This is a genomic window from Sphingomonas jaspsi DSM 18422 (assembly GCF_000585415.1).
GTDB lineage: Bacteria > Pseudomonadota > Alphaproteobacteria > Sphingomonadales > Sphingomonadaceae > Sphingomicrobium > Sphingomicrobium jaspsi.
This window is the reverse complement of sequence record NZ_KK073876.1, coordinates 2,452,269-2,473,668: the sequence shown is the minus strand read 5'-3', so window position 1 is coordinate 2,473,668 and position 21,400 is coordinate 2,452,269. Positions and strand designations below refer to the sequence as shown.

Sequence of the window (21,400 nt, the reverse complement as noted above, 5' to 3'; positions counted from 1 at the left end):
TCGCAAAACTTTACAAACGAATGGTGAATCGAACGGCTGGCGTCCTGCCGGGCCTTCCTTCATGGTGCCGGTCATGAACCTTGTGGACGCGCGGCCGGTTCGGCCGGTCATTCTTGCCGGCGGGTCCGGCACCCGGCTCTGGCCACTGTCGCGATCGCGGACGCCCAAGCACCTGCTGCCCCTGCTGGGCAACGAAACATTGTTCGAACAGACGCTGCGCCGGTTCGATCAGGGGTTCGCAGCGCCCATGGTGCTCGCCAATCGCGACCAGCGCGATGCCCTGTCAGCGGTGCTGCCGGACCGTGCCACATTGGTGATGGAACCCGTACGGCGCGACAGCGCGGCGGCGATCGCGGTAGCGGCCGGCGTCGCGGACGACGGTGATTTGCTGCTGATCTGCCCCAGCGACCATCATATTTCGGATGCGGGTGCCTTCCATCGGGCGATCGACGCGGCGATCGCCGTTGCGCTGGAGGGGCGGATCGTCACCTTCGGCGTGACGCCGGATCACCCCGCCACCGGCTATGGCTATATCGAGGCAGGAGCGGGTGAGGGGCCTAGGCCGGTGATCCGCTTTGTCGAAAAGCCGGACGTCGAAACGGCCCAAGCGATGATCGCGGATGGCGGTCATTATTGGAATGCCGGCATCTTCCTCGCGCTCGCGTCTACTTGGAAACATGAACTGGCGCGGCATGCGCCGGACATCCTGGCCGCTGCGCTGGCATCCGTATCGAATAGCCGGCGGAGCGGTCAGGAAATTTTGCTGGACGAGGAAAGCTTCGCCCAGTCGCCGGCGCGATCGATCGACTATGCGGTGATGGAACATAGCGATGCTGTATCGGTCGTCCCGGTCGATATGGGCTGGTCTGACATCGGCAGCTGGCAGGCACTGCTCGACGCGGCGGCGCGGGATGTCGACGGCAACAGCGTTCCAGATGGGGTGCTCGTATTGGACTCGCGAAACCTTCTGGTGCGCAGCAGCGGCCCGAAAATCGCAGCGATCGGCGTCGACGGCCTGGTCATCGTCGCCACGCAGGACGCGGTCCTTGTGACCCGCCCCGAACATGCCCAGCGCGTTCGCGAAGCGGCGGAATGGTTCGAAAAGGGAGCAGGCATTTGACAATTGCGGGCAAGGCCGTCGCGCCGGTGGCGCTGGGCGGAAATGTGTTCGGCTGGACAGCGGACGAAGCGACCAGCTTCCGCATCCTCGACGCGTTCGTCGACGCCGGGGGCACCATGATCGACACCGCCGACGTCTATTCGGCCTGGGCGCCGGGTCATGTCGGCGGCGAAAGCGAGACAGTCATCGGCAACTGGCTGAAGCGCGATCCGGCGAAGCGCGACAAGGTCATCATCGCCACCAAGGTCGGATTCCTCGACGGTCGGCTGGAAGACAAGAAGGACTACAACAGCAACGTTACCGGCCAAGAATATGTCGCCTCGCTCCACCCGGCAGTGATCGCGCGCTCCGCCGACGCCTCACTCCAGCGGCTCGGGATCGAGACGATCGACCTTTATTACCAGCACCGCGACAATCCCGAGGTGCCGCTGGCCGACAGCCTTGGCGCCTTCGAAGAATTGCGCCTGGCGGGCAAGATCCGCGACACCGGCCTCAGCAATTTCGAACCCGCGCGGATCGAAGAGGCGCTCGCGGCCGCGGCGGCAGGCGGCTATCCGGCGGCGACCGCGGTGCAGGGCTGGTACAATCTGGTCGAGCGCGGAAAATATGAAGGTGCGCTACAGGACGTGGTGGTCGCCCGAGGGCTGTCCTTCTTCCCGTTCTACAGCCTCGCCAACGGCTTCCTGACCGGTAAATATCGCTCGCAGGACGATATCGGCAAGTCGGTCCGCGGCGGGCGCAATATCGAATATATCGGCAGCCCCAAGGGCAATGCCGTGCTTGCCGCGCTCGAAGAGGTGGCGGCGGAAACCGGGGCGGCGATGGCCACGGTCGCGCTTGCATGGACCAAGGCGCAGGATGGCATCGGCGCACCGATCGCCAGTGCCACCAGCCTCGTACAGGCGGAGCAATTGATCGCCGCACTGACGCTTGAACTGGACGCTGGGCAGATCGAACGGCTGAACGCCGCCAGCAGTTAACGCGCAGCGGTATCGCCGAAGCGAGGGGCTGGCGGGGCCGGGCGAACTGCCCGTGCCGACGGGTTCGCGCTACCATCCGTTCCTATTCGAAAAGGAGCGATTCATGGGCTGGTTGATCGGCCGCACGACGGTATTGTCCGACCCCGAAAAGGCGCGTCGGAAGGCGCTGGAAAAACTGCAGTCGATCGTTGATCTCGACGATCCGGAAAGCCTCGTCGTCCCGATCCTGCTCGACGCCATATTGATGGTTGAGGCCTATCGCGGCGCCCGCCATCAATATGATTTGCTGCCCGAATTGACCCACAGCGTGGACGCGTTGATCCGCGAGCTCGACATTGTCGAAAAGTCGGAGCTGTGGGCGGCCGAATAGGCGCCTAGCGCTCCAGCCCGATCAGTCGGTCGAGCGAGAATTTCCCCGGTCCCATCGCAATGATCGGCAGCAGCAGGCCGGCCCAGCTGAGGTGCGTCGGCCAGGCGTCCGGATAAACGAACACTTCGATGACCGTCGTCATGCCGAGCAGCGCCAGCGCGGCGAAGCGGCTGAATAAGCCCAGCACCAGCAGGACCGGGAACAAATGTTCGGAATAAGTCGCGGCGTAGGCGGCTATTTCCGGCTTCACCAGCGGCAGCGCGTAATCGGTCCTGAACAGCTCGAACGCTGTATCGTTGACGGTCAGCAGCCCATCGACCTTGGTCCGCCCCGACAGGAAAAAGATCGAGGCGATGCCCACTCGCTGAACCAGTAGGATGAGGTCGCGGGGCAACAGCGTCGCCGCGATGCTGGCAAAGCGGTGATACAGGCTGCCGTTCGGCTGGATTGGAAGCATGGTGGCATTGGTCGACATTAATTCCTCCGTGACGGGGGCGCGGCGAACGCGCCAGCGTGAACGAGCATTGCGAACAGGGCGCCGATGTCGGCATCCGGATAAAGGGCGGCCGCGGCCAGGGCCGCCGTGCCGGCAGTTTCGCCGAGGCGAAGGCCGAACAGGAAACGGTGGCCGGCGCGATCGATGGACATCGCCTCGACGCTGGATGCGGGCCGGGTGAAAAGCGCGCCTTCGGCAGTCCAAGTGGCTGTAATCTCGGGCTCCGCGTGGCGCTGGTGCGCCAGCCAGATGGTCATCGCCGGGGACGTCAGCCAATCGAATTGGGTCGCCGGATGAAGCCGGATTCGCATCTGAGTCCAGTCGCCGACGTCCTGGAAATCCTTTGCCGTCGCTACGGGTTCGTCCGCCGCGAACAGCGCCTTGCCATAGAGACGCTCGATCCTGGCGACATCGGCAAGGTAGGGGATGTCTACGGCGAACGGCTGGTCGCCGATCCAGTCGCTGAACCGGGCGCCATAGTGCGCCATGATCGGCGAACGCGGTGGGCAGCAGGTCGAGTGGTCGACCGCCATCGCGCCAAACATCTCGCTGCCGACCAGCCTGCGCACGACGGGATAATTATCGGCCAGCGCCTGGACTGCGCCCAGCATTACCGTGTTGCGGTAAATATCGGCCGGGCTGTTGGTCGAGCCTTCGATGGCGGACGCAAGTTCCTGTTGGAAGGCAATGAGGTCACGCATAAGCCGGCTCCCGCTCCAGGACGGCCTGCGCGCGGTCGCGTTCGGCCATCAACTCGGCGAAGGGCGGGATGTTGGCGTCGCGCTCGATCAGCGTCGGCTTGGGCCCGATGCGGGCGATCAGCCGTTCGAACAGTGCCCAGACCTTTTCGTCGACCGGCGCGTCATGGCTGTCGATCAGCAGGGGCAGTTTTTCGTCGGCGCTGTGGCCGGCAAGGTGGATTTCGCCGATCAACGCGCCCGGCAGCGCGGCGAGCCAGTCTTCGGCGGAGAAGCCGAGGTTGTGCGATCCGACGACGACATTGTTGACGTCGACCAGCAGGCCGCAGCCAGAACGGCGGCACAGCTCGACCAGGAAATCGGTCTCGCCCCAGTCATGGTCGGCGATATCGAGATAATGGGACGGATTTTCGATCAGGATCGCGCGGTCGAGCCTGTCCTGAACGGCCGCGATGTTGCTCGTCAGCTGGGTCAGAAGACAAGTGGTGCGCGGCATCGGCAGCAGGTCGGGGTAATAGCGTCCGTTGAATCGCGACCAGGCGAGATGTTCGGAAACCAGCGCGGGCCTAGTGCGGTCGACAAGGCGCTTCAGCGCGTCGAGATGGTCGGGATCGGGCGCCTCCGGACTGGCCAGCGACATCCCGACCCCGTGGATCGAAAGCGGGAAGCGAGCGGCGAGGGTATCGAGTACCGCCAGCCTTGGCCCGCCATCGACCATGTAATTTTCGGCATGGACTTCGAACCACATTCCCTCCGCCGACACGGTTAGCGCGTCCGCCAGATGGTCGGCCTTGAAACCGATGCCGGCAGAGGGAGTCATGGCTTATCGGCTCGCGATCGGGGTCAGCGACCCGTTGCCCTTGGGCGTCTTGATCGCCGTGCAGGTGCCCTTGGCAACATATTTCCAAGCGTTGCCCTGATAGTCCTTATGCGACGTGCCGGCGCAGGTCGTGCCCGCACCCGCGGCGCAGTCGTTCTTGCCGGCGAGCGAAACGCCGAAGCACTTGTCCTTGCCCGGCTGCGGGGCCGCGGGACCGGCGTGGGCGACGGCGGCGCTCAAGGAAGCTAGAACGGCCATCGAGGCGACTTTGCTAAGCGTATTCATAGGAGCTGACCTCTCTTCAATTCCCCCGGTTCGTGTCAGGATGGCGCCCCGCCGGGGGGCGGAGGCGGGGCGCCAAGGTCGGGCCGGCAGGGAGCGACGATCGAGGGCGTACCGGCCCGAACGGTTCACATCCCGTGGAACACGTCCGAGGACAGCAGCACGGCGGGGACATTTCCGTGGTTCACCCAATAGTGGGAGATCCCGTCCGCCTCGCGGCTGATGTCACCGGCCTTATGTTCGATCGGCTTGGTGCAGTTGGAGCGGTATTCGGTGATCGCGCCGCTGACGGTTACAATCAGCGCCGGCCGGTCGACGTGGCTGTGCAGCGGAACGATGCCGCCCGGCTGTACAACCAGACGACGGGTGCGGAGCAGGCGGCCGTCGACGCCGATTTCATTCTTGAGGTCGATCGAGCCGATCACCGTGTCGGTGACGCCCTTGGGCATGGTCGGCGCATTCGCCAGCGCATTGGTGCCTTCGGCGGCGCACTGGCCGGCAAAGGCGGGGGCGGCAAGGGCCGTGGTGGCGGCCAGGGCGAGCGGGGCGATCTTGAGCAAGTTGGTCATAAAGCGTTCCATTCCTTGGTTTGTCAGTCTTGGGCGTTCGAAATCCGAATGTCGCGGGCCGGGCCGTGGGGATGGACGCGGGATCCTTTTTCCCTTGTCGCGAGGAGCCAGGCCCGGCCCTGCGACGCCATGCAAGAATAGGAAAAGCGGACCACGCCGCCCAATCTCATGTCGTCATGGAGTCCATGCCGAACGGTGATGGTCGACCGCTCTCGGTGAGAGAGGGGACGCATAACTTTCGGGCATGGCACCCAGCACCGAACGGCATTTCAGCCGGACCGCCCGCATCGCCAGAATAGGAGCCATCCAAGAGGAGGCTTTTCATGATGGACATGCCCACCACACAGACCAGGGCGACTGCGGACCGGCCGCTCGATGGCCAGGTGGCGATCGTCACCGGATCGACCAGCGGCATCGGGCTGGGCATCGCCCGCGCCTTTGCTGCGGGCGGCGCCAGCGTCGTCATCAACGGTATCGCCGACCAGCGCGAGATCGACCGGCTGTGCAGCGAATGCGAAGGGCTGGGGCATAGCGCGGTCTACGATGGCGCGAACCTGATGGACCCTGTGCAGGCCAGCGGCCTGGTGTCGAACACCCTCGACCGCTTTGGCCGCGTCGATATCCTCGTCAACAATGCCGGTATCCAGCATGTCTCGCCAATCGAGGAGTTCCCGGTCGATAAATGGGATGCGATCATCGCGCTCAACCTGTCGGCGACATTCCACACGATCCGCGCCGCGCTGCCCGGCATGAAAGCGCGCGGAAGAGGGCGGATCATCAACGTTGCCTCGGCCCATGCGCTGGTCGCCTCACCCTTCAAGAGCGCCTATGTCGCCGCCAAGCACGGTGTGCTGGGTCTCACGAAAACGGTAGGCCTCGAAGCGGCCAGGGAGGGCGTTACCTGCAATGCCATCTGCCCCGGATATGTGTGGACGCCGTTGGTCGAAAAGCAGATCGACGACACTGCCAAGGCGCGCGGCATCAGCCGCGAAGAGGTGATCGAAAACGTCCTCCTCGCCGCCCAACCGAGCAAGAAGTTCGCGACGGTCGAGGAGCTCGGCGCGCTCGCTGTGTTCCTCGCATCCGACATGGGCGCGTCGATCAACGGCACCGCGCTGAGCGTCGACGGCGGGTGGGTCGCCCAATGATCGCGCCGCTCCCTCATTCGCCCTTCGGCGACATCCGCCGCGACCTCGCCGCGATCATGCCGATGGTGGGCCGACGCACCGAATGCATCGGCCTCTATCCCATTGCCCGTTGCACTCCCCCAAGATCGGGCGTGCTGGCGGAGCTGGAATCGCTGAAACGCAAATGAACGGTCGCCGTCCGCACGTCCTGATTATCGGCGCGGGTTTCGGCGGGCTGACCGCCGCGCGGAGGCTCGCCCGTGCGCCGGTCGACGTGACCCTGGTCGACCGGCGCAATCATCACATTTTCCAGCCTCTGCTTTACCAGGTCGCCACGGCCGCCCTGTCGCCGGCCGACATCGCGCGCCCGATCCGCAGCATCATGGCCCCGTTTAAAAATGTCCGCGTCCTGCTGGATCAGGTGGTCGACGTGGACAAACACGCGCGGACTGCCCGTTTCGCTTCGGGTCGGTCCGAGCGCTTCGACTATCTGATCGTCGCGACCGGCGCGCGGCACAGCTATTTCGGTCGCGACCATTGGTCGGACCATGCGCCTGGCCTCAAATCGATAGAGGATGCCACCGAGGTCAGGCGCAAAATCCTGCTCGCGCTTGAACATGCGGAGACCGAAACCGACGAAGCGGCGCGCAAGGCGCTGCTGACGTTCGTGGTTATCGGCGGCGGCCCGACCGGGATCGAAATGGCCGGGGCCATCGCCGAGCTGGCACGTCGTTCGGTGTCGGAAGAATTCCGCCACATCACGCCGCATTGCTCGCGCGTAATATTAGTCGAGGCCGGTCCTAGACTGCTGCCCGCATTTCCGGACGATCTGTCCGCTGCCGCAAAGGTGTCGCTGGAGGAACTGGGGGTAGAGGTGATACTCGGCCAAGCGGTCACCGCGATCGACGAAGCCGCTCTTGCTGTCGGCGCTACCCAGATTGCCGCTAAAACCGTCGTCTGGGCGGCCGGCGTCCAGGCTTCGTCTGCGGCGCAGTGGCTGCAGGCCGACCGCGATCCCGCCGGACGGGTCAAGGTCGGGCAGGCATGCGACCTGCTCGACGCGCCCGGCATCTATGTCGTCGGCGATACTGCTCACTACATAGGCCCTGATGGCAGGCCGCTTCCTGGCATCGCACCGGTGGCCAAACAGCAGGGCCGGTATGTCGCGACGCGCATCATCAACGATCTTCGCGGGCGCTACACCGGCCCGTTTCATTACCGCCACTTCGGCAATCTCGCGACCATCGGGCGGCGGCGCGCGGTCATCGACTTTGGTCGGCTGCGGATCACCGGTCTCCCCGCCTGGCTGCTGTGGTCAGTAGCTCACGTCTACTTTCTGGTCGGCTTCCGCAACCGTCTCGCTGTCGGCGCCTCACTGGCCTGGAATTATCTCACCTTCGCTCGTCACGCCCGGCTCATCACCGGCGAATATCAATCGTCGGCGGCGCAGCAGCCCGCCGAATAGGAGACGCACCATGCGCAACATTGCCCAGGAAGTGAAAGAATGCGGCCAGACCGTTCTGGTGCTGCAAGGCGGGGGCGCGCTCGGCGCCTATCAGGTCGGCGTCTATGAAGCGCTGGCCGAAGCAGGGGTGGAGCCCGACTGGGTCGTCGGCACGTCGATCGGCGCGATCAATAGCGCGATTATCGCCGGATCGCCTAAGGGCGAGCGCATGGACCGGCTGTGCGAATTTTGGCGGCGGGTCGAACAGAAGCAGTTCTTCTCATCATTAATGCCAGACTGGATTTCCTCCGCGGCGCGTAATGCTGTTGCGGTATCGACCGGCGTGCCGGGTTTCTTCGAACCCAACCCCAAGGCCTTTCTCAGCCCGCACTTCCCACTCGGACCCGACGCGGCGGGCTATTATTCAGTCGACCGGCTGGAAAAGACGCTGTCCGACCTCATCGACCTCGACCAGCTCAACAGCGGCGACGTTCGCCTTACCGTCGGCGCATCGAGCGTGCGGTCGAGCGAGATGGTCTACTTCGACAGCCGCGACATGACGTTAGACCTGCGCCATGTCATGGCGTCGGGTGCACTGCCCCCTGCCTTTCCGGCCGTGCGCATCGACGGCGAGCTTTATTGGGATGGCGGCATTCTGTCGAACACGCCCGTCGAGGTGGTGTTCGACGACAATCCGCGGCTCAACTCGATGGTGTTCGCGGTCCATATCTGGAACCCCCATGGCCCCGAACCGCGATCGATCTGGGAGGTGATGAACCGCCAGAAGGACCTTCAATATTCCAGCCGCTCGCACCAGCAGATCAAGCGCCAGCGCCAACTGCACAAGCTCCGCCACATCATTGCCGAGCTGTCCGCTCTGGTGCCGGACCACAAGCTCGCCGGTAACCGGCTGAAGGAAATGAGCGGATATGGCTGCACGACCCGCATGCATGTCGTCCGCCTGCTGGCGCCCGCGCTGGAGTATGAGGATCATAGCAAGGACATCGACTTTTCGCCGGAAGGCATTCGCCAACGCCGCGAAGCAGGCTATCGTCACACCATGGACACGCTCGACAAGGGCCCATGGCGCGACCCGATCGACCCGCTCGAAGGCCTGGTGCTGCATGAAGCATGCGGCGGCGAAATGGTCGAAACCTCGGCGGCCAAGGCCTGATGGAGAGGCATCGCGGCAGGATGATGATCGCATGAACGTCAACCCGTCGCCGGTCGAGCAGGCCTATCTGCGTGCCATCGCCACCGGCGCGACCATGACGCGGCGACTGGAAATGGTGGCGGAAGCAGCGCGCATCCACCGTCCCGAATATACAGCGCTGGTCGACGATTTCGTGCGGCGGCTGGACATCGTCCGGACGGGGGACGCGGCGCCGGTGGAAGGGCAGGCGATGCCGTCCTTCACTCTGCCCGATCATGACGGGCATTTCGTCCGGCTGGAGGAGCTGACGGGCGAAACCCCGCTCGTCATCGCCTTCCACCGCGGACACTGGTGCCCCTACTGCCGGCTCAACATGATGGGCCTGGCCGAAGTGTCGGACCGGATCGCCCCGGCGCGGATCGTCACCATCTCGACCGAGACGCAGCGCTACACGCGGGGCCTGCGCGATCTCGCCAAGGCCGACTTCCCCTTCCTGACCGATGTGTCGGCAGGGTACGCCCTTCAGCTGGGGCTGGCAGTGTGGATCGATCCGGCGCTTGCGCAAATCATTGCGTCGGTCGGCTGGGATGTGCCCAGCTACCAGGGCGGAACCGACTGGGTGATGCCGGTCCCGGCGGTCTTTGTCCTCGACGCAAAGGGTATCGTCCGCACGCGACACATCGACCGCGACTATCGTCGACGCATGGATATGGACGATCTTGTCGCTGCGGTCCGCGCTCTCGCTTAATTCCAACGCCTCAATGTGGTAGAAGCATCTATGACCCACCCGATGGTCCAGGCACTTGAAGATGCGGTGCAGCAGTGCCGCGGCAAGGGCACGTCATTGTCCGACCGGTTGCAGATGATCGCCGACCTGGTTCGCGATCGCGCCCCGCCCTTTGCGGTTCAGGTCGACAATTTCGTCGGAAGGCTGGACGCCGCAAAGGCCGGGTCGAACGCGCCGCAGGTGGGGGAGCCGATGCCGCGCTTCACCATGCCCGACCAGAATGGACGTTTCGTCAGCCTCGACAGCCTGCTGGAAAAAGGGCCGGTCGTGCTGGCCTTCCACCGCGGCCACTGGTGTCCCTATTGCCGGCTCAACATGGCCGGGCTGGCCGAGATCGAGGATCGCGCGGCACCTGCGCAGATCGTCGGCATTTCGGCCGAGACCCAGCAATATACCCGAAAATTGCAGCAGGAGGCGGGTGGCCATTTTCCGATCCTGTCGGACGTCGGTGCGGGCTATGCGCTGTCGATGAACCTCGTGGTGTGGGTCGACCAGCAGATGTCGAGCATGATCGAGGGCGCCGGCTGGGACATTCCGCTCTACCAGGGCGGGACCGACTGGATTCTGCCGATCCCGGCGGTGTTCGTCGTGCGACAGGACGGCATTATCGCCGCCCGCCACGTCGATCCCGATTATCGCAAGCGGATGGAGCTGGACGACCTGCTACGCGGCGTGGACCTGGTCCGCGAGGCTACGGTTCGCAGCGACTAGGCGGTCGGACCAGTCGGTCGATCTCAGCAGGTTGAGTAACGCGCCCGCTTCCTTCGACCGTTCGCGGCCGGCTACACTGTAGATGGCGACGGTGCGCTTGAGGTCGAGCGCAGAGCAGGGAATGTGCCGCACGCGCGGCGACTTCATCGCGCTCGCCGGCATGATCGCTAGGCCGAAGCTGGCCACGATCAAGGCTTCGAGGTCGCGCACGGAATCCACTTCGTGGGAGCCGTCATATGGCAACCCGCGCGACGAGATTACATCGGGACTGAGCTCCGCCGGGTCGCTTCCTGCGTAATGCAGGAAACGCGATTCCCGGACCAACTCCACGTCGAGGTCGGGGCAGTTTTGCCGTGCCAGTTCATGGTCCGCGCAGACCACCAGATCGAAGGCCTCGGTGAACATCGGCCAGCTGTCGATTCTTTCCCACGTGTCGCCGAGCGGACCGCCGATGGCGAGCTCGACGTCGCCGTTCTTGAGCATCTCCAGGATTTGCGCACCATTGCCGCGGCGCAGCTTGAGCTGAAGGCCAGGAAATCCGCGCTGCATCTCGCCCAGCGGCCCCATCAACAGGTCGAGGTCGAGCGTTTGCGAAACCGCCACGGCAAGGCAGCTGATGTCGCCGCGCTTGACCTTGTCGGCGAGCCGCTTGGCAGTGAGCGCGCTGTCGTAACACTGGTTGAGCAGCGGCAGCATCCGGTTGCCGAGGTCCGTCAGATGACTGTTGCGCCCTTCCCGGCGGATCAGCTCGCCGCCAAGTTCCTCCTCCAGCTGCTTGATGGCGCGGGTGAGGGCGGGCTGGGTGACATGGCATTCTTCCGCAGCGCGCGTGAAGTTGAGCGTCCGCGCGACGGCGAGGAAATATCGGACCTGCTGCATCTCCATGTCATGCGCCCCCTCACAGCGCGTTCGCGCGGATTACGCCTTTTGTTTCACTCCCGCCACGCTTTTCGCACGGCGCTGAATCAGCATCGCGACGACGATGGTCAGTGCCATCACCCCGAGAGCGACCCACGCGTAAAGGTGAAGAAGTGGCGTGCCGATCAGGATCAGCCCGTCGTTGCTGCCGGGAATGAGGACACTACCGGCCCCCATCAGCGCTCCGCCGCCGAGGCAGCGGGCGAGGTCGGCGGGGGTCGGAACGATCGCTTTCAAACGCCCGGCCGTCCATCCGCCGACGATCGCGCCGCCGAGCAGGGCGACAAACAAGAGGCCTTTCCAGCTGGCACCGCTCGACATGCCGCGCGCGGCGGATGCGAGATATTCGGTGTAGCTCCACGGCCCGACTGCCAGCAGCAGGATCACGAAGGTGAGGCCGATGACCGCGGTCGCGACGTGAGGCGACCAGACATAGCTGGCCAATTGGCCGCTGCGCGCATGGCCATAGGCCTTGGCCGCACGCCAGAGCAACAACAGGCCGAGCGGAACGGTGAGCCATGACGCGGCGACAAATACCGGCGACATGCCATTGCTGGCCATCGCCGGGGCTGCGCGGAGGACAGGTCCTGCGATCAGGCAGCCGAGGAAGAATCCGGTCGGCACCAAGGCATAGGCCCACTGCCCCGACCCCAGCCGCGCGATCGCGCCGAACACGCAAGCGCCGGCCCAAAAAGCGCCGAGACCGAGCAGCACGCCCCCGGCGACGGTCGACGCGGTGATGGCATAGGTTACCGGCTCCATCGCCAAATGGCCGTCCAGGCGGGCGAGGGCGAGGCCGCCCGCCACGATGGCCGCGGCCTCGACCAGTGCGATCAGCCGCGTCGCTTTCCGCTTCGATACCAGCTCGTCCATCGCGGCGACCATGCACGTCGCGCCGCGCTGGATCGCATAGCCCATCAGTCCCGCACAGGCGATGCCGAGCAGCAGGAGCGGGATGGGGGGCATGGCGGGCATCATGCTATTGACCGGCCTCGGCGGCAATGGTGGCGGCGACTTCGCTCGCCATCTTCAGTTGGACATCCTTGTCGGTGATGCCGTAACGGCGACCGACGAAGGCGAAGTCGGTCCAGGCGATCTCGGTCGATCCGTCCTCGGTCTCGCGCACCAGCATCCGCACCGGCCAGTCGAGACCGGCATAGGGATTGGACTGGATGAACTGGACGCCAAGCGGCGGGTTGCCGAACAGGACCAGCGTCGACTTGCGGATCGACAGGTTGGCGCCGTCGCCCAGCGCCTTCTGGTCGATTGCGGCAAAATAGCGAATGCCCTTGGCTTCGACCGCGGATTTGATGCGGGCGACGGTGTCGTCGACCGAATGGGCGCTGCCCGACCGCAGCACACCCTGCGCGGTGGCAGCGGCGGTCGGCGCGGCAGGTGCAGGGACCTGGGCAGTCGCAGCGGCCGCGCTCATCAGCACCGAAATGGCAAAGGCGCGGCGAAGCAGGTTGGAACTAACGGGATCCGCCATGGAAATTCCTCCTCAAAATGTGAGGGGAATATGCCGGTCGCGGTGAGGGGCGACCAATCGGATAGGGTTATGGGTTCAATGCCCACGCCGTATCGGCCGGGCGGCTGTGCTCGATCTGGAAGGGGTTTTGATTATCTGGGCCTCAACCCTTCTTCAGCACATCCAGCGCCAGTGTCGTCATGGCTTCGGTCGCGGTCGAGATGACCTTTTCGGCGTCGGGGGCCCAGAACGGCGAGTGCAGCGAGGGGAGCTTGGAAGGATCGCCTTTGACCGCGTCCCACTTCGCCTGGGGCACGCCGCCGACCCAGAAAATCAGGCTCTGCTTGCTTTCGTCGGCCATCCAGAAGCGGCTGAAATCCTCGCCGCCCATCACCGGCTTGGCCTTCACCACCCGGTCCTTGCCGAACTTGGCGGCGAACAGGTCGAGCGCATGGTTCGCCAGCGCTTCGGTGTTGAAGGTCGACGGGGTGAACATTTCGTCATGGACCACCACGGTCGGCAACTTGTCGTCGGGCAGGCCCGACGCGATGGCCTCGCCGCGCGCGATGCGCTTGATGCCGTCGATCAACTGCTTGCGCACCTCGGGCGTGTAGCTGCGGACCGTGATCAGCAGCCGCGCCTCGTCGGAGATGATGTTGTGCTTGGCCCCGGCCTGGAAACTGCCGACGGTGACGACGGCGGGCGATTGGGGATCGACCTCGCGGCTGACCAGCGTTTGCAGCGCCATGACGATTTTCGAGGCCAGCACGATCGGATCCCTGGTCGTCTGGGGATAGGCGCCGTGCCCGCCGATGCCGTGGACGGTAAGGTCGACGCTGTCGACGTTGGCCAGCGCATAGCCCGGCGTCACGCCGATCGTCCCTGCGGGCAGGTTGGCGGCATCGTGGAAAGCGATGGACGTGTCGGGCTTGGGGAAGCGCGAATAAAGGCCGTCGTTGAGCATCGCCAGTGCGCCTTCGCCGGTTTCCTCGCCAGGCTGCAGCACCATCACAAGCGTGCCCGACCATTCACCTTTGCGCACCGCAAGCTGGCGGGCGGTCCCGATGAAGCTGGTCATGTGGGTGTCATGGCCGCAGGCGTGCATGACGCCAGTCTCGACCCCGCTGCGGGCGGTGGTCCGTACCTTGGACGCGAAGGGCAGGTTGGTCTGTTCGACCACCGGCAGCCCGTCCATGTCGGCGCGAATGAGCAGGGTCGGGCCTGCACCGTTCTTCAGCACCGAAACGACCCCGGTCTTGCCGACCTTCTCGGTCACGGTGAAGCCGAGCTTGCGCATTTCCACCGCCAGCTTGGCCGACGTCTTCACTTCCTCCATCGACAGTTCGGGACTGGCGTGGAGGTCGCGATAGAGGGTCATCAGCTGCGGCATGTCTACCTTGACCGCCGTATCGACGCCCGCGGCAAACACGGGCGCGGCGATGGTCGTGGCGGCGAGGAGGGCGATGAGGCTGCGGGTCATGGACGGCTCCTAATTTGCGGGGACAAGCTCGAGGACGTCGAGCGTCGATTCGAAGCGGGGGTAGGGCATGATCAGGCGCCAGCGGTTATCGCCGACGCGTTCGACCCAGCCGGCGACGTCGCGGTCCGGGTCGACGCCATATTGCATGGGCCGCGCTTCGTCGCCGAGTTCGAGCGTGCCGAGAAATGCCTGACGGATCGCGCTGTCGGGGAAGATGAGGCCGACCTGGCGCTGCGATCCGCTGAGCTTGGCGAAGCCTTGAAGATTACGTTCCTGCTGGATGCGGCAATTGAAGGCAGGATAAGCGATATAGTCCAGCATGCCCTCGCTCTTCGCGCCGACCTTGATCGTGCGGCAACGGTAGGTCCCGTTCGGAATCGGGGTCGGCCCAAGGGCGGCATCCGGTTTCAGCAACGCGCCTTCGGCATCGATTTCCGCGCCATGTCCGGACTTGCGCGCCTGGTCCAGCGCGCGGGTAAAGGCCGTGCGCCACCCCGCGAGCCGGCTTCGATCCGCATCGGTCACCGTGGATCGCCAGTCGCCCGTCGGGCGCGGTGCAGTTCCGGGAACGGTCGAACAGGCGCTTAGTGTCGCAAGCGCGGCGATGAGGATCGGTCTCATATCCGCCGAGCGTAGCGATGCCCGTCGCACATGCAATGGCTCAGGCGGCCGTCCAGCCGCCATCCATCGACAGGTTTGCGCCAGTGACGGATTTCGCCTCGTCGCGGCACAGGAACAGCGCCAGCGCGGCGACTTGCTCGGGCGTGACGAATTCCTTGGTCGGCTGGGCGGCGAGCAGGACGTCGTTGATCACCTGATCCCTCGTCAGGCCGCGGGTCTTCATCGTGTCGGGAATCTGGTTTTCGACCAACGGCGTCCAGACATAGCCGGGCGAAATACAGTTGACCGTGATCCCGTCGCGCGCGACCTCCAGCGCCAGCGTCTTGGTCAGGCCGGCAACGCCATGCTTGGCCATGACGTAAGCGCTTTTGTTGGGTGAAGCGACCAGGCTGTGCGCCGAAGCGGTCGAAATGATGCGGCCCCATTTGGCCGCCTTCATGTGTGGCACCGCGGCGCGGCACAGGTGCCAGACCGACGACATGTTGATCGCGATGATCGCGTCATATTTTTCGGGCGGGAAATCCTCGATCGCGCTGACGTGCTGGATGCCGGCATTGTTGATGACGATGTCGGGCCCGCCCAGTTCGGCATGGCAGCGCTCGACCATTGCGGCGATCTGTTCAGGCTTCGACATGTCGGCTGCGTCGTAGAGCGCCTTCGCGCCCGACAGCGTTTCCAGTTCCTTGCGCTCCGCCTCGATGGCCGCTTCGTCGCCGAAACCGTTGATCATCACGCTCGCGCCCTCGGTGGCCAGCGCCTTGGCATAGGCGAGGCCGATGCCCGAGGTGGAACCGGTCACGATGGCGGACTTACCCTTGAGGAACATGGAAACACCCTTTTCGCTGCAGGCGCGAAGGCTTTGCCCACGTGCCGAAAGATTGCAACCGTTACGGCCCCGGCGCATTGTTAGGGCGAACAGGGAAAGAGGAACGTTCGATGCGGCTTGGCGATGCACCCGAAAGTGGCAACTTCGAAGACCGGACCGGCCAGTCGGGCGGCGGCGGGCTGTCGCTCGGCGGAGCGGGCGGCGGGTTGTTCGGCCTGTTGGCGCAGTTCGTTCTGTCGCGCTTCGGCCTCGTCGGCCTGCTCATCCTCGGCCTTGGCTATTGCGCGCTCAGCTCGCTCGGCGGCGGGCTCGGCGGCGGATCGATGAAGGAGGGTCCCTCGCAGCTCGACCCCAACACCGGCAAGTTCATGCGCGAAGTTTTGGGCTCGACTGAGCAGGTATGGGGTGACATCTTCAAGAAGGCGGGCGCCCAGTATACCCCCACGCGGCTGGTCGCCTACAGCGATTACAACCAGTCGGGATGCGGCGCGGCGCAGGCGGCGATGGGTCCGTTCTACTGCCCGACCGACAAGCAGATCTACATCGACCCCGCCTTCTTCCAGGAACTGTCGCAGCGTTTCCAGGCGCCCGGCGATTTCGCCCAGGCCTATGTGATCGCGCATGAGGTCGGCCACCATGTGCAGGACTTGGAGGGCACGCTCGACCAGGTGGGCAGCGCGCAAGCGCGCTCCGACAAGGTGAGCGGCAACCAGCTTCAGGTCGGCGTCGAACTGCAGGCCGACTGCTACGCCGGTGTGTGGGCGGCCAATGCCAAGGACGCCAACGGCCAGCTGCTGCTGGAACCGGGCGACGTCGAAGAAGGCATGCGCGCCGCCGAAGCCATCGGCGACGACACGCTGCAAAAGCAGATGCAGGGCCGCGTGGTCCCCGACAGCTTCACGCACGGCTCGAGTGCGCAGCGGATGGAAGCGCTGCAGCGCGGGCTCAAGAGCGGAAACCCGGGCGCGTGCAACTATACGCGCTGAGCCGCCGAGCGTAGCGACGCTGACGCGTCAGCGTCGCTGGAGCAGCGCGAAGCGACTATTCCCGTGACGGGGCCTTCTGTGTGGTGCGGCAGTCATTGGCGCGTGAAGCGATATTCGACGTTGTCACTACCAATTATGGTTAAGCTTCCCGGATGCGCCTCGTCGTCGAGCCGGAGCATCAACGGGTGGCTTTGCTTCCCGACTTGCAGCCCATGATGCGGCTCAACATCCACTAGCGCCTCGGGCAAAATATAGGCACCCACCTTATCTCGTTCGACCTTATACGTGATGCTACCGCTTCGGAAGGACATGGTGCCGTCGCTAAGTCGAACAGATCCGCAGCAGTCATTTGAATAGACGCCATTCGCCACAGCACTTGGCAGCGAGGGCGCGGGGGCTGCCAGAACATAAATCGTGGCCAGTAAGAAGGCGGCAAGGGAAAGATAAAACGCCCAACGTCTGTTCATCGCACTCTGGTAATCTACACGCCCGAATGTCCGCAATGGATCCACGGTTAGGCCCCCCGCCTCGGAGTAATTCCGTGAAGCAGCCCTGTCCGCTTTGCTCGCCGGATTACAGGCGCACCAGCATCTTGCCCGTGTTCTTGCCGCTGAACAGGCCAAGGAACGCGTCGAAGGTCTGGTCGAGGCCGTCGACCACCGTGTCGCGCGACTTGACTTGGCCGGTGGCGATCATCGCGCCCATGTCGCGGTAGAAATCGCCCATCTGGCCCATATAGTCGGTGTAGATGAAGCCCTGCATGCGGATGCGCATGGCGATCAGGCGCATCAGGTAGCGCAGCTTGGTCGGCTCGCCCGTGTTGTAGCCCTCGATCATGCCGCAGATCGCGAAACGCGCATTCTGGTTGCCCAGCGCCAGCGCGGCGTCGAGATGTTCGCCGCCGACATTGTCGAAATAGACGTCGATGCCCTTGGCCTCGATCGCCTGCGCCGCGGCGGCAAGCTGCTTAAGCACCGGCCCGGCCTTGTAATCGACCACGGCGTCGGCGCCGAGCGAATAGACGAAGTCGCATTTATCCTTGCCGCCGGCCGAACCGATGACCTTCATGCCCTTGGCCTTGGCGATCTGGACCACGGCAGAACCGACCGCGCCCGCCGCCGCGGAGACGAACACGACATCGCCTTCCTTGGCGCTGGCGGCTTCGAGCAGGCCGAAATAGGCCGTGCCGCCAGTCAGGCCGAGGTTGCCAAGGAAGGCCTGCGGTTCGACGCCGGGGATGGGCGGCAGCTTGTTGAAATGCTTAGCCGGCTCGACCACCTCGTCCCGCCATCCGGCCATGTGCAGGACCATGTCGCCCGGGTGCAGCGACGGGTCGCGGCTTTCGACGACTTCGCCGATCGCGCCGCCGGTCATCGGCTCGTCGATTCCGAAGGCGGGGACATAGCTTTTCACGTCGTTCATGCGGCCGCGCATGTAAGGATCGACCGACAGCCAGCGGTTGCGGACATGGACCATCCCGTCGCTTAGCGGCGCAAGCTCGGTGTCCTTGAGCGCGACGTCGCTCGTGGTCGGCATGCCGTTGGGACGCTGCATCAGGTGCCAGGCTTTGGCCATCGAATCTCTCCCGTTTCGTTTCGCTACGCGATTAGGCGCTTGGACGCGCAAACAAAAGGCCCGGCCGCCAAAAGGGGATGGCGACCGGGCCAGGTAAGCCGCTGCGCAGGGCAACGGGCTAGGAACCTCTTGGTGTGGGCTCAACCGCTCGCGCAACGCGCGCGTTCCTTAAGGTTCGACGAGCGGTTGCCGGGCAGGGCCAAGGTGAAAAAGGTGTCGCCAAGGGCGTTGCGCATGACGAAAAGCGTCGCTATTGGGGCGCTCGTCCGACGGGCGCGGGGCTGTAGCTCAGATGGGAGAGCGCTGCAATCGCACTGCAGAGGTCAGGGGTTCGATTCCCCTCAGCTCCACCACCGCGCCGTCCGACAAATCAACGAATTAGCCGATCGTTTTGCATGTGGGGGCGTGACGGGTGCACCGGGTAAAGCCCTAGGAACGCGGCAGCGCAACTTGGACGCTCCCGGCTTTCAGTAGACGTGGAGCGACCACAGGGACTGCTACCCCCGAAAGGATCGTCAGCGCGGCCAGCAGTTGCACCTGCGACACGCGTTCGCCCAACAACATCGCGGTCAACGCCATGGCCACGATGGGCACCAGCAAGGTGAGGGGCCCGATGCGGCCGAGCGAGTATCGGCGGATCAGGAAATTCCACACGGCATAACCGTAGAGTGTGTTGGCGAAGGCCTGCCACGCAATGATCGCCCAGAGGTTCATCGTCGGATGCGTGAGTGGAATCAGCATTTGCCGGGGGCCGTCGACCAGCAGTTCGAGCGCGCCGAGCGACAGCATGGCGATCGGGCTGGTCCAGACCAGGAATTGCAGCAGGTCTCCGCGGTACCCGCCGGCCTTGATCAATGCGTTGCACGTCGCCCACGAAACCGCGGCGATGACAACCAGCAGCAGCCCGAGCGGTGTCGCATTCGCCTCGGGCCGGACCATGAAAATGCCTAAGCCAACCAGCGACAACAGGCAGCCGGCGATCTGGGCCCGCGTCACCCGCTCGTGCAGGATGAAGCCGGCGAGCGCGACATTGATGACCGCCTGGATCTGGACGAGGGCCGAGGCCAGCCCCGCGCTGATATGGCCCTGGATCGCGGCTGCGAGCGCCCCGAATTGTCCAAGGCCGGTGAGCACGCCGAACCCGATCGCGAGTTTCCAGTCCACCCTTGGAATGCGAACGAACAGGCAGGCGGGGAAAAACGAGAGGAGGAACCGCCAGAAGCATAGCGCCAGCGGCGACATCTGGTCGAGTCCCCAGCGTAAGGCGACAAAATTTGACGCCCAGATGAGGACAATGGACAGGGCGAGAATGCGGTCCCGACCCGATAGCGGACCGGCGTCGGTTGGCGTCTCAGACATAGTGGCACCAAACCCGGACTATCCGTCTTTCGCGGTCGAGCGAGAACGCTTCCATTGCCACATGGTCGCCGACGTTGCTGTGATAGCGGATACATGGCCCGTCGACACCCGTCGCGACGTCAAGCAGGGTAAAGCGAAGGTCGGGATAACGCTGCAGCGCGGAACCGAAATAGCTACGTAGCGGCTCAATGCCTTGCACCGTGGCCGAAGCACCCGCGGTATAACGGAGGTAAAGCGGCGAGGTCAGGCGGACATCATCGGCATACAGGGCGATGATCCGGTCAAGTTCATGGCTATTGAAGGCGTTGATCCATTCATGCGCAAAGGCTTCGAATGGCGGTGCAAGATTCATTGATAGGGTGTCCCATCGCGATGGGTGAAGGTCCAGCCGACACCGTCGTGAATGGCAACGAGGTCGTCGTCGGGATAGTCGCCGCGATCGCCCGGGCGGCGGTCGCCAACTTCCAGATAAGTCGCATCAGCCTCAGACCGATTGACGAGGCAATGGGCGGTGCCGCCGGGCACGAAACCGACGCACATGCCTTCGGTACACAATGTTTCGCCATCATCGTGCAGGAGCGTCACTTCGCCGGACAGGATGAAGACGAATTCCTCCTGGACCGTGTGGCGGTGGCGCAGCGCCGACTGCGCGCCGGGCGGCAGGGTCGTCAGGTTGACCCCGAATGCCGTGATCCCAAACAGGCCGCCAAGCGCGCGTTTTTCGCGGCCAGCCACGCGCTCGGCGAACGGTGCGGGATAGTTGCTGCCGGTGCGGGGCAGCACCTTCGAAGCGACGATCGGAAGCTTCACTCTATCGCTCACGACCGGCGCTCGACAAAGCTGGTCTGAACCACATGGGCAAAGGGACCGTAGCAGTCTGACAAGGTCGAATAGCAGGCGGCGCGGCCCTCATCGCCGTCGCTGTTGAATGCATCGATACGGATCCACTCGCCGAGCGGCGCGCGCGACAGGCCGACGCTGAGGTCGACCGAAGGGAATTCATAAAGCTGATAGGGTCGGCTCATGCCGATCGCGCTGGTGAAGTCGGCGATCGCGGCTGCCGCCTCTTCCGCGATATAGGGGCCGCCCTCGACCAGCGGTGCGCGCATCCGGAACCAGACCCGTCCCGGCCCGACCATCCCGATCCCGCCCTGTTCCGACACGGTTTCGAACTGGCCGGAGAATCCGCCGAGCGTGCCGATTTCCGCAGCCGTTTCGTCAACCCAGTCGACCTTCGCGCGGTATGGGGGGCAGCCGGTCGTGCGAACGCGAAGCAGGCTGGCGATGGCCATCGTGCGGCCATCGACATCCAGCGCAACAACCAGCCGCTGCAGCTTGCTGCCGTCCTTGTCGACGCGGATGCGGGGCAGGATCGGCTTGCCTACCGGGACCGGCGCGAGCAGGTCGATCGTCAACCGGGCCAAGGCCATCGTCGCGCGAGTTGCGACACCAGCGGCCGCGCGAACTGCAAGCGCCGCGACTGCGCCGCCGTGGCAATGACCCGGCGACCATGGTCCGGACGCCCTCGTCGTCGCGACGAAGGCGCCGCGCAATTCCACGAACGGCGAGCCCACGTCCAGGTTTGGGGCCAGCGATGCATGCACACTCAT

General features: G+C 64.5%; 27 protein-coding genes and 1 tRNA gene. 11 read left to right on the top strand and 17 right to left on the bottom strand.

Features of this window, described 5'->3' with window-relative positions; all coding sequences use genetic code 11:
* The first annotated feature begins 73 nt into the window (after nt 1–73).
* The 3 genes from G570_RS12635 to G570_RS12625 all read left to right on the top strand — a co-directional run bounded on the left by G570_RS12635 (nt 74) and on the right by G570_RS12625 (nt 2,470).
* Nucleotides 74–1,120 carry a mannose-1-phosphate guanylyltransferase gene (locus G570_RS12635; RefSeq protein ID WP_037504202.1) on the top strand — a complete coding sequence of 349 codons (1,047 nt, stop codon included), beginning with the start codon at nt 74–76 and terminating at the stop codon, nt 1,118–1,120.
* Nucleotides 1,093–2,100 carry an aldo/keto reductase gene (locus G570_RS12630; protein ID WP_037503002.1) on the top strand — a complete coding sequence of 336 codons (1,008 nt, stop codon included), beginning with the start codon at nt 1,093–1,095 and terminating at the stop codon, nt 2,098–2,100. Before G570_RS12635 ends, G570_RS12630 begins: the two co-directional genes overlap by 28 nt.
* Before the next feature lie 103 nt (nt 2,101–2,203).
* Nucleotides 2,204–2,470 carry a hypothetical protein gene (locus G570_RS12625; RefSeq protein ID WP_037502995.1) on the top strand — a complete coding sequence of 89 codons (267 nt, stop codon included), beginning with the start codon at nt 2,204–2,206 and terminating at the stop codon, nt 2,468–2,470.
* Nucleotides 2,471–2,474: 4 nt separating this feature from the next.
* Here G570_RS12625 and G570_RS12620 read toward each other — a convergent pair whose 3' ends face one another.
* The 5 genes from G570_RS12620 to G570_RS12600 all read right to left on the bottom strand — a co-directional run bounded on the left by G570_RS12620 (nt 2,475) and on the right by G570_RS12600 (nt 5,335).
* Nucleotides 2,475–2,927, bottom strand: a complete 453-nt coding sequence (locus G570_RS12620) for a DoxX family protein (RefSeq protein ID WP_037504201.1) — start codon at nt 2,925–2,927, stop codon at nt 2,475–2,477.
* A gap of 17 nt (nt 2,928–2,944) precedes the next feature.
* The gene (locus G570_RS12615) at nt 2,945–3,667 is read right to left on the bottom strand and encodes an HvfC/BufC N-terminal domain-containing protein (RefSeq protein WP_051504437.1); all 723 of its coding nucleotides are present in this window, start codon (nt 3,665–3,667) and stop codon (nt 2,945–2,947) included.
* Nucleotides 3,660–4,484, bottom strand: a complete 825-nt coding sequence (gene bufB, locus G570_RS12610) for an MNIO family bufferin maturase (protein WP_037502993.1) — start codon at nt 4,482–4,484, stop codon at nt 3,660–3,662. The genes G570_RS12615 and bufB overlap by 8 nt, the downstream gene beginning before the upstream one ends.
* Before the next feature lie 3 nt (nt 4,485–4,487).
* A complete protein-coding gene (locus G570_RS12605) occupies nt 4,488–4,769 on the bottom strand; it encodes a BufA1 family periplasmic bufferin-type metallophore (protein ID WP_037502992.1) in 282 nt (93 codons plus the stop codon).
* Nucleotides 4,770–4,894: 125 nt separating this feature from the next.
* Complete coding sequence (locus tag G570_RS12600) at nt 4,895–5,335, bottom strand: cupin domain-containing protein (RefSeq protein ID WP_084607778.1); 441 nt, start codon at nt 5,333–5,335, stop codon at nt 4,895–4,897.
* Nucleotides 5,336–5,661: 326 nt separating this feature from the next.
* Between G570_RS12600 and G570_RS12595 the strand changes: the two genes are divergently transcribed.
* The 6 genes from G570_RS12595 to G570_RS12575 are packed head-to-tail and all read left to right on the top strand — an operon-like array spanning nt 5,662 to nt 10,557.
* Nucleotides 5,662–6,483, top strand: a complete 822-nt coding sequence (locus G570_RS12595; RefSeq protein WP_051504598.1) for a 3-hydroxybutyrate dehydrogenase — start codon at nt 5,662–5,664, stop codon at nt 6,481–6,483.
* Entirely contained in the window at nt 6,480–6,650 is a 171-nt protein-coding gene (locus tag G570_RS13805) for a hypothetical protein (protein ID WP_156930452.1), read from the top strand. Before G570_RS12595 ends, G570_RS13805 begins: the two co-directional genes overlap by 4 nt.
* Entirely contained in the window at nt 6,647–7,927 is a 1,281-nt protein-coding gene (locus tag G570_RS12590) for an NAD(P)/FAD-dependent oxidoreductase (RefSeq protein WP_037502978.1), read from the top strand. The genes G570_RS13805 and G570_RS12590 overlap by 4 nt, the downstream gene beginning before the upstream one ends.
* A 10-nt stretch (nt 7,928–7,937) precedes the next feature.
* On the top strand, nt 7,938–9,080 hold the full coding sequence (locus G570_RS12585) for a patatin-like phospholipase family protein (RefSeq protein ID WP_037502976.1): 1,143 nt from the start codon (nt 7,938–7,940) through the stop codon (nt 9,078–9,080).
* Between the two features lie 31 nt (nt 9,081–9,111).
* Nucleotides 9,112–9,807 (top strand): redoxin domain-containing protein, encoded by a 696-nt coding sequence (locus tag G570_RS12580; RefSeq protein ID WP_037502974.1) that lies wholly within the window; start codon nt 9,112–9,114, stop codon nt 9,805–9,807.
* A gap of 30 nt (nt 9,808–9,837) precedes the next feature.
* Complete coding sequence (locus G570_RS12575) at nt 9,838–10,557, top strand: peroxiredoxin-like family protein (RefSeq protein WP_037502971.1); 720 nt, start codon at nt 9,838–9,840, stop codon at nt 10,555–10,557.
* Here the strand turns inward: G570_RS12575 and G570_RS12570 are convergent.
* The 6 genes from G570_RS12570 to G570_RS12545 all read right to left on the bottom strand — a co-directional run bounded on the left by G570_RS12570 (nt 10,510) and on the right by G570_RS12545 (nt 15,870).
* Complete coding sequence (locus G570_RS12570) at nt 10,510–11,442, bottom strand: LysR family transcriptional regulator (protein WP_051504436.1); 933 nt, start codon at nt 11,440–11,442, stop codon at nt 10,510–10,512. The genes G570_RS12575 and G570_RS12570 overlap by 48 nt on opposite strands.
* A 33-nt stretch (nt 11,443–11,475) precedes the next feature.
* Nucleotides 11,476–12,441, bottom strand: a complete 966-nt coding sequence (locus tag G570_RS12565) for a YeeE/YedE thiosulfate transporter family protein (RefSeq protein ID WP_037504197.1) — start codon at nt 12,439–12,441, stop codon at nt 11,476–11,478.
* Nucleotides 12,442–12,454: 13 nt separating this feature from the next.
* Nucleotides 12,455–12,964, bottom strand: a complete 510-nt coding sequence (locus G570_RS12560) for a DUF302 domain-containing protein (RefSeq protein WP_037502969.1) — start codon at nt 12,962–12,964, stop codon at nt 12,455–12,457.
* A gap of 142 nt (nt 12,965–13,106) precedes the next feature.
* Nucleotides 13,107–14,423, bottom strand: a complete 1,317-nt coding sequence (locus G570_RS12555) for an amidohydrolase (protein WP_037502966.1) — start codon at nt 14,421–14,423, stop codon at nt 13,107–13,109.
* Between the two features lie 9 nt (nt 14,424–14,432).
* On the bottom strand, nt 14,433–15,044 hold the full coding sequence (locus G570_RS12550; protein WP_037502963.1) for a DUF4893 domain-containing protein: 612 nt from the start codon (nt 15,042–15,044) through the stop codon (nt 14,433–14,435).
* Between the two features lie 40 nt (nt 15,045–15,084).
* On the bottom strand, nt 15,085–15,870 hold the full coding sequence (locus G570_RS12545; RefSeq protein WP_037502961.1) for a 3-hydroxybutyrate dehydrogenase: 786 nt from the start codon (nt 15,868–15,870) through the stop codon (nt 15,085–15,087).
* 110 nt (nt 15,871–15,980) lie between these two features.
* Here G570_RS12545 and ypfJ point away from each other — a divergent pair, with 110 nt between their 5' ends.
* Nucleotides 15,981–16,856: a KPN_02809 family neutral zinc metallopeptidase gene (gene ypfJ, locus G570_RS12540; RefSeq protein ID WP_037502955.1), complete on the top strand. Its 876-nt coding sequence runs from the start codon at nt 15,981–15,983 to the stop codon at nt 16,854–16,856.
* Nucleotides 16,857–16,948: 92 nt separating this feature from the next.
* Here ypfJ and G570_RS13800 read toward each other — a convergent pair whose 3' ends face one another.
* Nucleotides 16,949–17,323, bottom strand: a complete 375-nt coding sequence (locus G570_RS13800; RefSeq protein WP_156930451.1) for a hypothetical protein — start codon at nt 17,321–17,323, stop codon at nt 16,949–16,951.
* A 106-nt stretch (nt 17,324–17,429) separates the two neighbouring features.
* On the bottom strand, nt 17,430–18,431 hold the full coding sequence (locus G570_RS12535; RefSeq protein WP_084607716.1) for an NADP-dependent oxidoreductase: 1,002 nt from the start codon (nt 18,429–18,431) through the stop codon (nt 17,430–17,432).
* A gap of 277 nt (nt 18,432–18,708) precedes the next feature.
* On the opposite strand from G570_RS12535, the gene G570_RS12530 reads away from it, so the two are divergent.
* Nucleotides 18,709–18,784, top strand: a tRNA-Ala gene (locus tag G570_RS12530).
* 76 nt (nt 18,785–18,860) lie between these two features.
* On the opposite strand, the gene G570_RS12525 is transcribed toward G570_RS12530, so the two are convergent.
* Genes G570_RS12525 through G570_RS13275 form a run of 4 tightly spaced genes read right to left on the bottom strand, consistent with a single transcriptional unit; the run spans nt 18,861 to nt 21,400 of the window.
* Nucleotides 18,861–19,790, bottom strand: coding sequence for an EamA family transporter (locus G570_RS12525; RefSeq protein ID WP_084607715.1), 930 nt, complete (start codon nt 19,788–19,790; stop codon nt 18,861–18,863).
* Nucleotides 19,783–20,142 (bottom strand): nuclear transport factor 2 family protein, encoded by a 360-nt coding sequence (locus G570_RS12520; protein WP_037502952.1) that lies wholly within the window; start codon nt 20,140–20,142, stop codon nt 19,783–19,785. Before G570_RS12520 ends, G570_RS12525 begins: the two co-directional genes overlap by 8 nt.
* Nucleotides 20,139–20,600 carry a cupin domain-containing protein gene (locus G570_RS12515; protein WP_245600303.1) on the bottom strand — a complete coding sequence of 154 codons (462 nt, stop codon included), beginning with the start codon at nt 20,598–20,600 and terminating at the stop codon, nt 20,139–20,141. Before G570_RS12515 ends, G570_RS12520 begins: the two co-directional genes overlap by 4 nt.
* Before the next feature lie 8 nt (nt 20,601–20,608).
* On the bottom strand, nt 20,609–21,400 hold the full coding sequence (locus tag G570_RS13275; RefSeq protein ID WP_051504428.1) for an acyl-CoA thioesterase domain-containing protein: 792 nt from the start codon (nt 21,398–21,400) through the stop codon (nt 20,609–20,611).